This window comes from Halomonas sp. PGE1 (assembly GCF_013000985.1).
Taxonomy (GTDB): domain Bacteria; phylum Pseudomonadota; class Gammaproteobacteria; order Pseudomonadales; family Halomonadaceae; genus Halomonas; species Halomonas alkalicola.
Window position 1 is genome coordinate 1804194 of sequence record NZ_CP053032.1, and the last position, 15063, is coordinate 1819256.

Genomic DNA, 15063 nt, shown 5'->3' on the forward strand with positions numbered 1-15063 from the left:
GCGTAGGGAAGAAAGGAATGCCATCCAAGGGAATGTCGTCCAAGGATAGTGCCGCGCGTCGAGTGCTTGTCAGCGTGCTGCTGGGAACCTTCACCGTCAGTCTCAACAACAGCGCCTTGAATCTGGCGATCCCCGAGTTGATGCGGGTGTTCGACGCCGCGGCCATCCAGGTGAGCTGGGTCATGACCCTGTTCCTGGTGGCCATGGGCATGACGATGCCGCTGACCGGTTTCCTGGCCAAGCGCTGGGGGGCGCGGCGCTTCTACCTGCTCGGGCTGTGGCTGTTCCTGTTCGCTTCCCTGCAGGGGGCGCTGGCGACGAGCCTGGTCGGGGTGCTGGTGGCACGCACTCTGCAGGGCGTCGCCGCCGGCCTGATGATACCGCTGTCGCTGCCGTTGATCTTTGCCGCCTGGCCCGCCGAGCGGCGGGGGCGGGTGGTAGGGGTCTGGGGTTTCGCCGTGATGATCGCGCCGGCCATAGGCCCCAGTGTCGGTGGGCTGCTGCTGGAAGTGAGTTCCTGGCATGCCCTGTTCCTGATGAACCTGCCCGTCGCCGTTCTGGCCTTGGTGGGCGCTCATTTTTGCCTCGAAGAGGGCGAACGCGACCGCGAGCGTCGCTTCGACCTGCCCGGCTTCGTGCTGGTGACTCTGGGAGTGGGAGGGGTGCTTGTCGCCCTGGCCGGCATGGCGTCGCCCGCCGATCTCCTCGAAGTCGCCCATTGGGGACCGCTGGGCCTCGGAGTGGCGTTGCTGGTCGCCTTCGTCAGGGTCGAACGCCGCACCGCGCAACCGCTGCTCGAACTCCGCCTGTTTGGCATCTCTCCTTTCCGCGCCAGCGTGCTCATCGCCTGCGCTCAAGCCGTCGCCACCTTCGGCTGTCTGCTGTTGATCCCCATCTGGATGCAGCGTGTCCAGGGCTACGACGCCCTGACGACCGGCCTGATGTTCCTGCCCACAGCACTGATGGCGGCCGTCTGCTCGCCCTGGGCCGGCCGCCTGGTCGATGGGCGCTGGGCGCGCCAGGTGGTAACGGGCGGCCTGGTGGTGTCGGCAGCGGCATTGGTAGGTCTTGCCGCGCTGGGCAATGCAGCGCCCCTCTGGCTGATCGGCATATTGATGGCTTCGCGCGGGGCCGGGCTCGGCTTCGGCTACCTACCGGCAACCACGATCGGCCTTAACGCCGTGGGGGACGCTCGTGTTGCCCAGGCGTCGGCAATGAACAATCTGGCCCGGCGGCTCGCTTCGGCGCTGGGCATCGCCATCCTGGCCCTGCATCACGACCTGCGCACCTTGCAGCTCGCCGCCGAGGGCGTCGCTCATGACGCGGCCGCCCTGGCGGCGTTGGGTGAGGCGTTTCTCGTCCTGGCTGCTCTGCTTCTCGTGGCGACGCCCCTGGCGTTGTCGCTTCCCTCCACCCGCCATGAGGTAACGCCAGCTCACGATCCATGTAGAGCTACCCAGATTTCCCGCAAGTGAGCGGGAGGCAAGCCAGGCCACGATGCCGACACCACATGCGACCTGTCCCTCCTATGCCAGTCATCTGCAGGCCAAGGAGAGCACCCTGCGTGCGCTGCTCAACAGCTACTTGCGTGAGACGGGATGCCACGATCCGCGTCATGACGAGACCGGACTGGCGGCATCGCTGCTCGACGTCGGCGAGCCCTTCTGCTTGCGGCTGCCCGCAGGCGAGCTGATCGGCACGCTGCGTGACTTCTCCCTGTCGGGACAGCATCGCTATGGAGCGGCCTTCTATCTGCGCGACGATCAGGGAGGCGTGGTGCCACTCGATATGCAGGACATCATCCAGCGGCTGCTGGAGTCGCTGAGTGAGCCGGCAATCGACAATACCCACGAGCTGCGGCTGTGGGACATGCGCGACAAGATCAACAACAGCTTCACCCGCATGGCGGTGCATCTCGACGACTTCCACCACTGCCATGCCAATGCGCCGGAAGCTGTAACGGACTTCATCAGCGCCGAACAGTCGCTCTACCTCGGGCATCCGTTCCATCCCTTCCCCAAATGCTCCCAGAGCGTGGAACGCCGCGCCTTCGACGACTACAGCCCCGAGCGTGGTGCCCGCTTCCAGCTGCACTACCTGGCCGTGCGCCGCGACCTGATGGTGGAGGCGTGGCTCGACGGCCCCGACGATGGGGTGGCGGACAGCGTGCTGGAGACGGCCCGGCATCGACTCGGCGAGCGCTACGCCGATTATGTCCTGCTCCCCATGCATCCCTGGCAGGCGGGCTACCTGCTGCATCAGCCGGACATGCGTCTGTTGCTGGAGGAGGGGCTGCTCGTCGATTTCGGTGCTCTAGGGCCGCTGGCCTATCCCACTTCCTCGGTACGCTCGGTGTGGCTGCCGGAAACCGGTCAGGGCTACAAGCTGCCGCTACAGGTACGCATCACCAACCTGATTCGCGAGAATACCCTCGAGCAGTCGCGCCGCACCCTGGACGCCGCGCGGCTGATCCACCACCTGCGCGGTGAGCTGGAGAGCGATGCCTTCCGCGTCGTGATGGAGACCGGCTACCGCACCCTGGACCCCGCGCACCCGGCCCTGGCCGGCCACCGTGCGGCTGCCTTCGCGGTGATCTATCGGCCCATGCCGGTCGAGGCGCAGCATGCCTGCGTACTCGCCTCGCTGCTGGAACCCTACCCCGGCGAGGCGGAGCCCAAGCTGATCGCAGCGATTCGCCAGGGCGCAGACGGCGAGGTGGACCTGGATCGCTGGTTCGAAGCCTACCTGGAAGTCTCGCTGGTACCGATCCTGGAGATACTGGCGCGCACCGGCGTCAGCTTCGAGGCCCACCTGCAGAACAGCCTGCTGCGCCTGGAGCGGGGCTGGCCCTCCACGCTCTACGTGCGCGACCTGGAGGGTGTGAGCCTGGACCGTGAGCAGGTCACCCGCTTGGCGGCGTGGCCTTCGCTTGGCATCGCGGCAGACAGCCCGCTGCTCTACTCGCCGCAGGTCGCCTGGCGGCGCACGCAGTACTACTTCTTCGTCAACCACCTCGGGGGCGTGGTGAACGCCCTGGCGACTCATCTCGATGTCGACGAGGGGTGCTTCTGGCATCAGGTGGGCGCCTGCCTGGCGCGCCTGTGCGAAGCGAAGGACGCACGCCTTGCGGCTTACGCCGAAGATCTGTTGCAGGCTGAGCACTGGCCGGCCAAGGCCAATCTGCTCAGTTGCTTCCGGCAGCGCGGTGCAAGCCCGCTGTTCGTCGATGTCCCCAACCCCATCAAGCGAGCTGGATGATTCTCATGGAAGCGATCCTACGACCCACGCAAACGAGCGTCGACCTGGGGCAGTTACCATCGTCGCCGGAGTATGTGCGCGTACAGCAGCGGGTGCTGCGCCAACTCATCCAGGGGCTGCTGTTCGAAGCGGTCCTGCCGGTCGTCGAGGAGGCGGTCGGGCCGGGTGCGCTGCACGCGTTCGCGCTGACGGGGCGTGACGACCAGGGGCGTGAGGTGAGCTATACCGCCTGGGGCGTGCGCAAGGCCAGCTTCGGACGGGTGCGCCTGTCGATGCGGCCCGTTCAGCGCCGCGATGCGGACGGCCAGCGGCAGGAGGCGACCCTGGTCGGCTTCATGGTCGAGGTGATGGCTACGGTGGTTCCCGCAGAGCGATTACCCTACCTGCTGGAAGAGCTGCAACAGACCCTGCTCAAGGATACCCAGTCGCGGATCTTGAGCGGCATGCCGACCACCCCGGACCTGACCTGGGACCACGATGCCTGGGAAGGGTGGCTGCAGGAGGGCCATCCCTATCACCCGAGCTACAAGTCACGGCTTGGCTTTTCGCTCACCGACAACGCGGCCTATGGCCCCGAGTTCCGCCAGGACGTTCGGCCGGTTTGGCTGGCCGTGGACCGTGAGCATTGCCGGGTCTCGTCGTCGGCTTCGCTGAGCCTGGCTGCCTTCCTGCGCGATGAGCTGGGCGAGGCGACGCTGGCACGTTTCCGCCGCCGGCTCGTCGCAGCGGCACGGCGCCCCCAGGACTATGCCTTCCTGCCGGTGCATCCCTGGCAGTGGAGCCACATCATCCTGCCCACCTTCCAGGCCGAGCTGGCCGATGGGCGGCTCTGCTACCTGGGCACGGGCGAGGACGCCTACCTGGCCCAGCAGTCGATCCGCACCCTGGCCAATGCCAGCCGGCCGCGGCGGGCCAGCCTCAAGCTGGCGTTGAGCATCGTCAATACCTCCACCAGCCGCATCCTGGCGGCCCACACCGTGGAGAACAGCGCGCGGATCAGCGACTGGTTGCATGACCTGGCGATGCGTGACGATACGGCGTGCGAGTGCGGTGTGGTCATCCTGCGTGAGGTACTGGGCGTGGCCTATGACGCCTCGCGCCTGGCCGAGCCGCAGCGCAGCCTGGCCTACGGCACCCTGGGCGCCGTGTGGCGCGAGAGCCTGCACTGCTACCTGCAGCCGGGAGAGTGCGCACTGGCCTTCAACGGCCTGACCCAACTGGCCGCCACGGGGGTGCCGATGCTCGACGGCTGGGTGCGGCACCATGGAGTGGCGGCCTGGACCCGGCGGCTGCTCGAGGTCACGGTGACGCCGCTGATTCACCTGCTCTACGCCCATGGCATCGGCCTGGAGTCCCATGGCCAGAACATCCTGCTGATCCATCGCGACGGCTGGCCCGAGCGCATCGCGCTCAAGGACTTCCATGATGGGGTGCGCTACAGCCCGGCGTTGCTGGCCGAGCCCGAGCGCGCGCCCTGCCTGGTGCCGGAGCCGGCCAGCCACGCTGCCGTCAATCGCAACTCCTATATCCAGACAGAAAGTGCCGACGAGGTGCGCGACTTCACCTACGACGCCTTCGTCTTCATCGCCCTCACCGAGCTCTGCCTGTGCCTGGAGCAGCACTACGACCTGTCGGAGGCGAGCTTCTGGGCGATGACCGCGGACGTCATTCGGGGTTACCAGGCCGAGCACCCCACGCTGGAGCCGCGCTTCGCACTGTTCGATCTCTTCGCGCCGGCGGTGAGCATCGAGGAACTGACCAAGCGACGGCTGTTCGGTGACGCCGAGAAGCGCTTCGCCACCCGTGACAACCCGCTGCATCCCTATCGGCCAGGCGCCTGAGGAGAGTCGATGTTGACCCCCAATGAACTGAAGCGCCGGTTGGCGCGAGGCGAGACGGTGCTTGGCCTGTTCGCCTCGATTCCAACGGCGGTGACCGTCGAGATGATCGGCCAGGCCGGCTTCGACTTCGTCATCCTCGATACCGAGCATACCCTGGTGAACCCCGAGACCCTGGAGCATATGCTGCGTGCCGCGGAGCTTGCCGGGCTCACCGCCCTGGTGCGGGTGTCGCGCCCCGACCCGGCCATCGTGGTACCGCTGCTCGATGGTGGTGCCCGGGGCATCGTCCTTGCCGACGTGCGCGGCCCCGAGCCCCTGTTGGCGCTCAATGAATGCCTGCGCTTCCATCCACTGGGGCGACGTGGCATGAACAGCGGCCGCCCGGGGCGCTTCGGTGCCGGCGACCTGGTCGATTACCTGCAGCGGGCCAATGACGAGCTGATGCTGGTGCCGATGATCGAGAGCCGGGAAGGGGTGGAGAACCTCCAGGCCATCCTGGGCGTGCCCGGGATCGACATGGTGCTCGAGGGTGCGGCAGACCTGTCGCAGTCGCTGGGCCTGCCCTGGCAGACCGAGGCGCCGGAGGTGCGCGAGGCGCTGGAGCGTATCCATGCCGCCTGTCGCTGCGCCGAGGTGCCGTTCTGCGCCATTCCCCGCAGCGCCGCGCAACGCGACGACTGGCGCGAGCGGGGTGTGCACGCCTTCGTGTTGGGGGATGAGCGCGGCACCGCCTTTCGCGCCCTGCAAGCGAAGCTGGCCCCCTATCGCGAGGAGGCGAGACCATGACCAGCGCGGCCAAGTTCCTGGCTCAGGCGCCCTGGAACCCGCCTTCCGCAGCGGTCAGGCGTTGCCTGGCGGCTCTCGGCGAGCCGGCACCCGACGGTACCCGCGAGCCGGTTTGTGCCTTTCTCTACGACCTGGCGGCGCTGCGCGAGCACGTCAGTGCCATGCTGACGGGGCTGCCCGAGCGATGCCAGCTGTACTATGCCGTTAAGGCCAACCCCGACCGGCGGCTGATCGCGGCGCTGGTGCCGCTGGTGGCGGGCTTCGAGGCCGCCTCGATCGGAGAGATCCGGCGTATCCGCGAGGTGAGCGACACGGCTTCGATCATCTTCGGCGGCCCCGGCAAGAAGGATGCCGAACTCGAGGAGGCACTCACCCTCGGCGTGGAGCGCATTCACGTCGAGAGCCTGCACGAACTGCGCCGGCTCAACCTGATCGCCGAGCGCCGCGGCCAGGTGGTGCCGATCCTGCTGCGGGTGAACCTGCACGATGCGCTGCCCGAGGCCACCGTCACCATGGCCGGGCGGGCGACCCAGTTCGGCATCGACGAGCCGCAAGTGGAAGACGCCATTGAAGAAGCCCGGCGCAGCCCGGCGCTGCGGTTCGATGGCTTCCACCTGCACTCGATCTCCAACAACCTCGATGCACGCCTGCATGCTCGGCTGGTAGCCACCTACCTGGCGCGGGTGCGGGGCTGGGCCGAGCGCTTCGACCTTGAGATCCGCTGTGTCGATGCCGGCGGCGGCTTTGGCGTCTCCTACGACGAGCGCCCGGACTTCGACTGGTCGCTCTTCCTCGATACGCTGCGCCCGTTGCTCGACGACGAGCCGTTGCCCGGGGCGACGCTGCTGTTCGAACCCGGGCGCTATCTGGTGGCCTTCTGCGGCTATTACGCCGCCGAGGTCATCGATCTCAAGCAGAGTCATGGCCGTGACTTCGCCATCTTGCGCGGTGGCACCCATCACTTCCGTTTGCCCGCTTCCTGGCGCCACGATCATCCCTTCGAGGTGGTGCCGCGGCGCCACTGGCCCTATCCCTTCCCACGTCCCGCCCTTGAGGGTCGGCGCGTGACCCTGGTCGGCGAGCTGTGCACGCCCAAGGATGTGCTGGCCAGCGACGTGCCGGTGGCACGGCTGCGGATTGGCGACGTGGTGCTGTTCCATCGCGCCGGCGCCTACGGCTGGACCATCTCCCATCACGATTTCCTGGGCCATCCCCATCCCCGGCATCTCTATCTCGAAGATCTCTCTCGAAGATAGCCACGACGACAAGGAGCTTGTCCGATGATTGCGTTTCCTTCACCGACCGATGCGGATCTTGCCGAAGCAGGGCGCCTCGCCGAGGCGCGGCTGCTGGGCGATCTCGTCGACACGCTTCTGGCCGAAGGTTTTCTCGACGACCAGGGCGTCGACTGGCCGGCGCCGAATACGTTGCCTGCCGCCCTGGCCTGGCCGCGGGGAGTAGAGTGTCTGCGCTGGTGGACGGCGCGCGAGGCGGGGGAGGCGGTGCTGATTCCGCTACGCAGCGCGATATTGCCGTCGCACCGGCATGTCGCGGAAGGCGGCGTGTTCGCGGCGAGCTACCGCGACGATGGCACTCTCGCCACCTGGTCGCGCCTGGCGCCGGCCGAGCTGCTCGAGTTCGTGGTGAAGCACTGCCTGAATGAGGCTCAGCGCCAGCAGCCGGGCGTGGCCAATGTGCGTCGCCTGTTGACCACCACCCTGTGGCAGACCCGCCAGTCCATCGCCGAGGCAGCGCCGCTGGACGTGGCGCAGATACACTCAGCGGCAGCGAGCCTGCGTACCCTCGAGCGCCGTGCCGCCCTGCGCGACCGACCTTTCCATCCACTGGCCAAGGCCAAGGAAGGGCTCGACGAGGCGAGCCATCGGTGCCATGCGGCGGAGTTCGCACAAACCATCCGTATGCGCTGGCTGGCCGTGCGGCGAGACTGCCTGACGGCCGGCAGCGGAGCGGCGACCGGGGCGTCCGAGCCGGTGGATCTGCTACTGGATGATGCCGCGCGCAGCGAGCTCGAAGAGGAAATGGTGCGGCGCGGCCTGGACCCACGGTGCTACATGCCGCTGCCGGTGCATCCCTGGCAGCTCGAGCACGGGGTGCCGCGCTATCTCGCTACCATGCTGGCGGCAGAGGAGGGGATGGCACTGGAGACGGCTGCTGGCGACTTCGCGGCGACGTCCTCGCTGCGCTCGCTGGCACCGCTGAACGAGAACCGCTTCCACCTCAAGCTGCCGGTGGCGGTCTTCTCGCTGGGTGCCGCGCGCTACCTGCCGGCGGTCAAGCTGATCAACGGTGAGCGCGGCCAGACGCTGCTCGAGCAGGCCAAGGCGCGGGATCCGGAGCTCCAGGCGCGGCTGTACCTGTGCGACGAGCGGCGCTGGTGGTCCTACCTGCCGCAGGGTAGCGGGCTGTTCGACGACCCGCCCCGGCACATGGGGGCACTGGCACGGGAGTATCCGGCTTCACTGCTGGAGGACCCCTCGGTGCGCCTGGTGCCGATGGCGGCGCTGGGTGTATCGAGCGCCCAGATGGCGCGTGCCGGCGAGCACCCCTTCGACACCTGGCGGCAGCAGCGTGGCTGGAGCGACTCCGAAGCGGCAGCGATCGCACTGTTCGGCGAAGTGTGCGACACCTTCTTCGATATCGCGCTGCGCCTTTACCGCCTGGGGCTGATGCCGGAGATTCATGGCCAGAACGCCGTACTGGTATGCCGTGACGGTCGCCTCGACGGCCTGCTGCTGCGCGATCACGACTCGGTGCGCCTGCATCGGCCGTGGCTGGATCGTCACGGCATCGACGACCCCTGCTACCAGATTCGCCCGGGCTATTCGAACAGCCTCTACAACGACACCCCGCAGGACCTGCTCTTCTATCTCCAGACGCTGGGCATCCAGGTCAACCTGCTGGCCATCGTCGAGAGCCTGACACGGCATCATGCTCACCTTGGCTTGGCGGAAGCGCGACTATGGCATGAGATGCGTGCTCGCTTGGCAGCGCGAATTTCGGCCCTGCCGTTCGATGCCGAGCAGCGACGCACCTTGCACGCCGTGCTGTTCGAAGCGCCGCGCTGGCCATTGAAGTGTGTGCTGCGGCCGTTGTTCGAGCAGCAAGGAGTGCCAGGCAGCATGCCTTCGGGCAAGTCGAGCCTGCCCAACCCGTTCCACGTCTTGGAATTGCACAGGCAGGAGCGGGACGTCACGTGCGTTGTCGGTACCGAACCTGTATAAAGGTCGCCGGCTCAAAAAAGGACGAATGATTCTCATGCTCTTCTTGCGTGTCTATCGCCGACTCATCGCCCTGCTGTTCTCAGGGTGCCTGACCCTGGTGGCCCACGCCGAGGCGGCGCGCAGCGTCGAACACGCTCTGGGCGAGGTTCGCATCACGGGCCAACCGCAGCGCATCGTGACGCTCTACCAGGGCGCCACCGACACCGCGCTGGCGCTGGGGCTCGAGCCGGTGGGGATGGTCGAGTCGTGGCTCGAGCGTCCCATGTATCGCTACCTGCGCGACGAGCTGCCCGCGGAAGTGCGCTTCCTGGGGCTGGAGACCCAACCGGACCTGGAGGCGGTAGCGGGGCTCGCGCCCGAGCTGATCGTGGGAGCCCGCTATCGCCATGCCGCCGTGTATCCTCTGCTCTCGCGCATCGCGCCGACCGTGATTGCCGATACCGCCCACGACGTCGAGGCCATGCTCGAGCTGATGGGCGAGGCAACCGGTCGCGACGCCGAGGCCCAGGCGCTGCTCGCCGATTGGCGGGCACGCGTCGCCGACTTTCGCTGCCGCGCCGAGGCCCGGCTGGGTGATGCCTGGCCTCAGCGGGTTTCGGTGGTGAACTTCCGCGGTGACCACGCGCGCCTCTACTACGACGGCTTCGCCCGGCACACCCTCGACCAGTTGGGATTCTTGCGCCCGGAAGGGCAGCAGGGCAACGGCTGGGGCATCAAACTGGTGAGTCGCGAGACCCTGCCGGCCCTGGATGCCGACGCGATCTTCGTCTTCATGCGCGACGATGCGGCGGTGGCCGAGCTGCATCGTGAGTGGACGGCGCATCCGCTTTGGCGGCGCCTGGAGGCGGTCCAGCGGGAACGGGTCTATTACGTCGACCCGGTGATATGGAACATGGGCGCTGGCATCCTGGCCGCCCATCGGCTGCTGGACGAACTCTACGACCACTACGAACTGCACAATGCCGTGCCCCAAGAAGAGGACAGGGCATGCTGACTACCCCGTCGGCCAGGCTACTTGGGTTGATGGCAGGAGTGCTGTTGGCGCTTGCCGCTGGTCTGGCCAGCTTGGCCTTGGGTGCCACGACGATTGCGCCGACCACCCTGGTGGAGGCCTTTCTCGCGCCCGATCCGGGCTCGGTACAGCACCTGATCCTGCGTACCGAACGCCTGCCCCGCGCGCTGATCGCCGCCGTGGTGGGGGCCAGCCTGGCGGTGGCCGGCGCCCTGATGCAGACGTTGACACGTAACGCCCTGGCGGCGCCGAGCATCCTTGGTATCAATGCCGGCGCCATGTGCTTCGTGGTGGTGGCGAGCAGTCTCTTCGCCCTGCGCTCACCCTTGGTGCTGGCCTGGGTGGCCTTCCTCGGCGCCCTGGTGGCGGCATTGTTGGTCGCGCTGTTGGGGCGCGGGCGTGATGGCGGTTTCTCGCCGGTGCGGGTGGTGCTGGGCGGAGTCGCGGTCACCGCATTGTTCGTCTCGCTGGCCCAAGGACTCCTGATCGTCGACCAGGAGGGCTTCGAGAGCCTGCTGCTGTGGCTGGCGGGCTCGGTGGCGGGGCGCGGCCTGAACATGCTGCTGCCGCTGCTGCCGTTCTTCCTGGTCGCCGCCGCTATCTGCCTGCTGCTGGTGCGCCAGCTCAACCTGCTGGTGCTGGACGACGAGGTGGTCAAGGGCTTGGGCCAGCGCACCGGCCGGGTCAGATTACTGGCTGGGGCGGTCGTCATCGTGCTGGCGGGAAGCTCGGTGGCGCTGGCCGGGATGATCGGCTTCGTCGGGCTGATCGTGCCGCATATGGTGCGCGCGTTGTTCGGCCGCGATCATCGCTGGGTGCTGCCCGGCTGTGCCCTGCTCGGTGCTGGACTGTTATTGGCTGCCGATACCCTGGCGCGCTTCATCATGCCGCCCCAGGAGGTACCGGTTGGGGTGATGACGGCGCTGCTTGGCACGCCGTTCTTCCTTTATCTCGCTCGTCGCCGGAGCCTTGCTCCATGAGCCATCCCGTTCTCCTGCGTACGGCCGACGGCCGATTCTCCCTGCGTCTTGAGCGTCGCCCCCTGGTGGTGACGCTGCTGCTGAGCCTGGCGCTCGCGGCCAGTGCCCTGGCCTCGCTGAGCCTGGGCAGCCAGGCCACGTCCCTTGGGGCGGTGCTGGAAGCGCTGCTAGTTCCCGGGCGCAGCGACATTGCCCTGATCGTCCACGAGATCCGCCTGCCCCGGGTGGTGCTGGCGATACTCGTCGGAGCCTGCCTGGGGGTGGCTGGACTGCTGCTGCAGGGGCTGGTGGGCAACCCCCTGGCCTCGCCGGATGTGATCGGCATCACCGGTGGCGCCTCGCTGGCGGCGGTCGGCTTCCTGGCGCTGGGTGGGGCGGCGCTGGGGGACGCTTGGCTGCCGCTGGCGGCGTTGTGCGGCGCTCTGCTGGTGGCACTGGCCATCATCGCCCTGACCGGGCGAGGAGTGACTCCGACGCGCCTGGTATTGATCGGCATCGGGATGGCCGCCGCGCTGGGGGCGGGTACCACGCTGGTGCTGGTGCTCGCTGCCGATACGACGGCGATGCAGGCCTATGTCTGGCTGACCGGCAGCCTCTACGCCGCCCAGTGGAGGGAGGTGGCAGGGCTGGCACCCTGGGCGCTGGCGGGGCTGCCCCTGGCACTGGTGCTGGCGCGTCGCCTGGATGTCATGGCGCTCGGCGACGAGCTGGCCGTGGGGCTCGGCACGGCGCTGCAGGGCAGTCGCCTGGCCTTGCTGCTGCTGGCCGTGGCGCTGGCCGGTGCAGCGGTGGCGTTCGCCGGCGGGCTGAGCTTCGTCGGCCTGCTCGCCCCGCATATCGCCCGCCGGCTGGGGGTGCGCGGCCATGCCGGCCTAGTGCCGGTGACCGCCCTTATCGGTGCGCTGATCGTGCTGCATGCCGACCTGATAGGGCGAATCGCCTTTCTGCCTCGGGACCTGCCTGCTGGCATCTTTGTTGCCGGCATCGGCGCCCCGTTCTTCGTCTACCTGCTATATCGCTGGCGAAGCTGAGTGCCAGCCGGTGACAAGGAGTCTCGAGCATGTTCGATATTCGTCCTCGGGTGTCGGGCGCTTCGCCCGAGCTGCTGGACCGCTACCGCGAGGTGGGCACTTCCACCCTGGGTCACTTTACTGACTTGGGCGCCATCACCGACCTCATGCCGTTGTGCCATCCCATACGGCTGCTGGGCAGTGCCCTGACGGTGCGTATCCCGCACCTCGATGGCAGCGTGATCCGCCAGGCATTGGAGATGGCGGAGACAGGAGACGTGCTGGTGATCGATGTTGCCGGCGACGAGCGTCGCGCCTGCTGGGGTGAGCTGCGGACCTATGCGGCCCTGGGCAAGGGACTGGCAGGCGTGGTGACGTCTGGACGGGTGACCGACACAGCCGGGCTGATACGGCTGGGGCTGCCCATCTACTCACGCGGAGCGAGCCCGCTGACCACGCGATCTCTCAAGCTGGAAGGTGAGGTCAACCTGACGGTGGCCATTGATGGCGTGGCGATCTCGCCGGGCGACCTGATCGTCGGCGACGACGATGGCCTCTTCGCGCTCACACCGGCACGCGCCGAGGCGCTACTGGAACCCGTACTCGACAAGCAGGCGCGGGAAGCGACGCGTCGGCGGGAACTCATGGCTGCGCATCCCGAATGGTGGCGCTGAGGTTTAGGCAGGCCAACAACGAAAAAGGCGGCGCCCAAGGCGCCGCCAAACAGTAAGCCAGGTCCGTTTTAGACCGAGGAATCAGAAGTCCAGCTGGTAGCCGAGGGTAAAGGTGCGGCCGCGGCCGGCGAAGTACTGATCGTCACCGGGACGGGCGGTCTGTGAATAGTAGGTGATGTACTGCTCGTCGGTGAGGTTCTCGATGCCGAAGGAGATCTGGCCCACGGGCAGCTGGTAGCCGAGCGAGGCGTCGACCAGGGTATAGCCGTCGAAGCGCTGCAGGTCGGGGTTTTCCTGATCGTTGAAGTTTCGATCGAAGAAGTGGCTCGCCTGGAGGTGGGTCGAGAGATCGTCGCTCCAACTGGCGCTCCAGCCCAGGGTGAGACGCTCGGGGGCGATATTGAGACCGCTCAGCTCGGTATCGACCCGCCCGTCGCCGGTGGTGTCGGACTTGCCCCGGTTGCGCGCATAGGCAACACGCAGGCCATGAGCGTCGGTCACGTCGAGTTCACCTGCGAGCTCCACGCCACGAATCTCGGTCTTCTCCCGGCTGCCCACGAACACCCCGCTGTCGTCCTGGATGAGTCGTTCGCCAAGGTCGGAATCAGACTCGTAGTAGCTCAGCTCCAGTCGGGCACGCCCCCAGTCGAAGCGGGTACCGACCTCCCGGTTATCGGTGATGATAGGGCTCAGCTCCAACAGCGTATCGATGGATTGTCCTTCGCTATTGACGGCGCGTAGCACCCGGCCCACATCGGGCATGCCGAAGCCTTCGGAGTAGTTGGCGAATAGCTGAGCCCAATCGGTGGCCTGGTAGACAAGACCAAAATTGTAGAGTGTATCGTTGAAGCTAGGTTTGCCCCCCTCCACCGTTACCCCATCCTGCCTGACATCGCTGCGGGAGATGGTCTGATAGGTATCGACATCGAGCTGAGCGTGCTCATAGCGCACGCCGGCATGTAGCGTCAGTGGCTCGACCACTTGCAACGAACCCTGCAGGAAGGCTGCCGCGTTACGGAACTGGGTCTCGGGTACATAGCTGCGATCGGTCTGCACCAGCCGCTGCTGGGTATCGTCCTGCAGCAGGTCGATGCCGGTAGCCAGCGAAACGCGATCGTTGAATAGGTCGCTGCGGCTCAGGGTGAACTTGGCGCCTAGCTTGTTGGACTCGTTACGGCTCTGGTCGAGCCTGGCATTGCCCTGAGCATCCTGATAGGGGAAGGCGGTGGGATGAGGGCCGAACTGGGCGCGGAAGCGCTGATGATACACCTTGGCATCCAGCTCGTTGCCGAACCAGTCACCGTGCCGATAGGTCAGCTGGGCGGTGGTGGATTCATTATAGGGCGCCTCGCCCTCCGGCTTGCCGCGCTCGGCGCTGGTAGGGATGCGGTTGGCCCGGTTGCCCACGACCGGTACATAGTCGTTGTTGCCCTCCAGCTCGAAGCGGTTGAGGGAGAACTCCAGGCTCTGGTCGTCATCGACCCAGTATCCGAGCTTGGCGAAGAGGTCGTAGCTGGTCGAATCCTGAATCTCGCCCTGAATCGGGTCGATGCCGACATTGCGGCCGCTGCCATCACGGAAGATGCCTTGCTCCTGCCGGGTTACGCCGCCAAGGAAATCCCAATCGCCCTGCTGGGCGCTGATGCGATAGCCCAGCCGGTGGCCAAGGCCCTCGGAGTCGAGCTTGTCGTCGAAAGTGATCTGGCTCGAGACGTGGTGATTGACGCCGCCGCCCTCGGCACGCTTGGTCACGAAGTTGATGATACCGCCGGTGGCGCCCAGGCCGTGTTCGGCGCTGGCGCCGTGAATCACCTCGATGCGCTCGACCATGTCGAGATCAATGGTATAGCTCTCGCGGGAGCTGTCGCGTATGGGCGTGGACTGCGGCACGCCGTCGATCATGTAGAGCGGGGCACGGCCGCGAAATGTCTCGCCGGAGTTGGTCATCTTCTGGCGGCTGGGAGAATAGCCAGGGATTAGATTGCCGAGTATCTGGCCGCGGTCCCGGGTAACGGCAAGCTGTTGTTCGATCTGCTCGCGAGTGATGACGGTTACCTTCTGGGGCGTTTCGCCAGCGTGGCTGCGGTTGCGGGTCGCGGTCACCACCAGGGGTGAGAGATCGGATGAAGCGGCCGTTTCGTCATTGCTCTGGGCGAAGGCCAGTCCCGGCAGAGCGGAGCCGAGCATCACCGGTGCCAGCCAGGCGATAGGCGTCTTGTGGATCATGGAAGGTCACTCCCTTGCTTGGTGTTGGGCTATC

The 15063-nt window shown here is 66.8% G+C and carries 11 protein-coding genes; 10 read left to right on the forward strand and 1 reads right to left on the reverse strand.

Annotated features, from left to right (window positions below; genetic code table 11):
• The first annotated feature begins 17 nt into the window (after positions 1–17).
• Genes HIR79_RS08550 through HIR79_RS08595 form a run of 10 tightly spaced genes read left to right on the forward strand, consistent with a single transcriptional unit; the run spans position 18 to position 12803 of the window.
• A complete protein-coding gene (locus tag HIR79_RS08550; protein ID WP_169958002.1) occupies positions 18–1475 on the forward strand; it encodes a DHA2 family efflux MFS transporter permease subunit in 1458 nt (485 codons plus the stop codon).
• Positions 1476–1497: 22 nt separating this feature from the next.
• Positions 1498–3258: an IucA/IucC family protein gene (locus HIR79_RS08555; protein ID WP_169958003.1), complete on the forward strand. Its 1761-nt coding sequence runs from the start codon at positions 1498–1500 to the stop codon at positions 3256–3258.
• A 5-nt stretch (positions 3259–3263) separates the two neighbouring features.
• Complete coding sequence (locus HIR79_RS08560; protein ID WP_169958004.1) at positions 3264–5099, forward strand: IucA/IucC family protein; 1836 nt, start codon at positions 3264–3266, stop codon at positions 5097–5099.
• 9 nt (positions 5100–5108) lie between these two features.
• Positions 5109–5885 (forward strand): HpcH/HpaI aldolase family protein, encoded by a 777-nt coding sequence (locus HIR79_RS08565; RefSeq protein ID WP_169958005.1) that lies wholly within the window; start codon positions 5109–5111, stop codon positions 5883–5885.
• Positions 5882–7141, forward strand: a complete 1260-nt coding sequence (locus HIR79_RS08570; RefSeq protein WP_169958006.1) for a type III PLP-dependent enzyme — start codon at positions 5882–5884, stop codon at positions 7139–7141. Before HIR79_RS08565 ends, HIR79_RS08570 begins: the two co-directional genes overlap by 4 nt.
• A gap of 24 nt (positions 7142–7165) precedes the next feature.
• Positions 7166–9127, forward strand: a complete 1962-nt coding sequence (locus HIR79_RS08575) for an IucA/IucC family protein (RefSeq protein WP_169958007.1) — start codon at positions 7166–7168, stop codon at positions 9125–9127.
• Positions 9128–9161: 34 nt separating this feature from the next.
• Positions 9162–10121 (forward strand): ABC transporter substrate-binding protein, encoded by a 960-nt coding sequence (locus HIR79_RS08580; RefSeq protein ID WP_169958008.1) that lies wholly within the window; start codon positions 9162–9164, stop codon positions 10119–10121.
• Positions 10115–11119 (forward strand): FecCD family ABC transporter permease, encoded by a 1005-nt coding sequence (locus HIR79_RS08585; protein WP_169958009.1) that lies wholly within the window; start codon positions 10115–10117, stop codon positions 11117–11119. Before HIR79_RS08580 ends, HIR79_RS08585 begins: the two co-directional genes overlap by 7 nt.
• Positions 11116–12150, forward strand: a complete 1035-nt coding sequence (locus HIR79_RS08590; RefSeq protein ID WP_169958010.1) for a FecCD family ABC transporter permease — start codon at positions 11116–11118, stop codon at positions 12148–12150. Before HIR79_RS08585 ends, HIR79_RS08590 begins: the two co-directional genes overlap by 4 nt.
• A gap of 29 nt (positions 12151–12179) precedes the next feature.
• Positions 12180–12803, forward strand: coding sequence for an RraA family protein (locus tag HIR79_RS08595; protein ID WP_169958011.1), 624 nt, complete (start codon positions 12180–12182; stop codon positions 12801–12803).
• Positions 12804–12884: 81 nt separating this feature from the next.
• Here HIR79_RS08595 and HIR79_RS08600 read toward each other — a convergent pair whose 3' ends face one another.
• On the reverse strand, positions 12885–15029 hold the full coding sequence (locus HIR79_RS08600) for a TonB-dependent receptor (RefSeq protein ID WP_169958012.1): 2145 nt from the start codon (positions 15027–15029) through the stop codon (positions 12885–12887).
• Between the last annotated feature and the right edge of the window lie 34 nt (positions 15030–15063).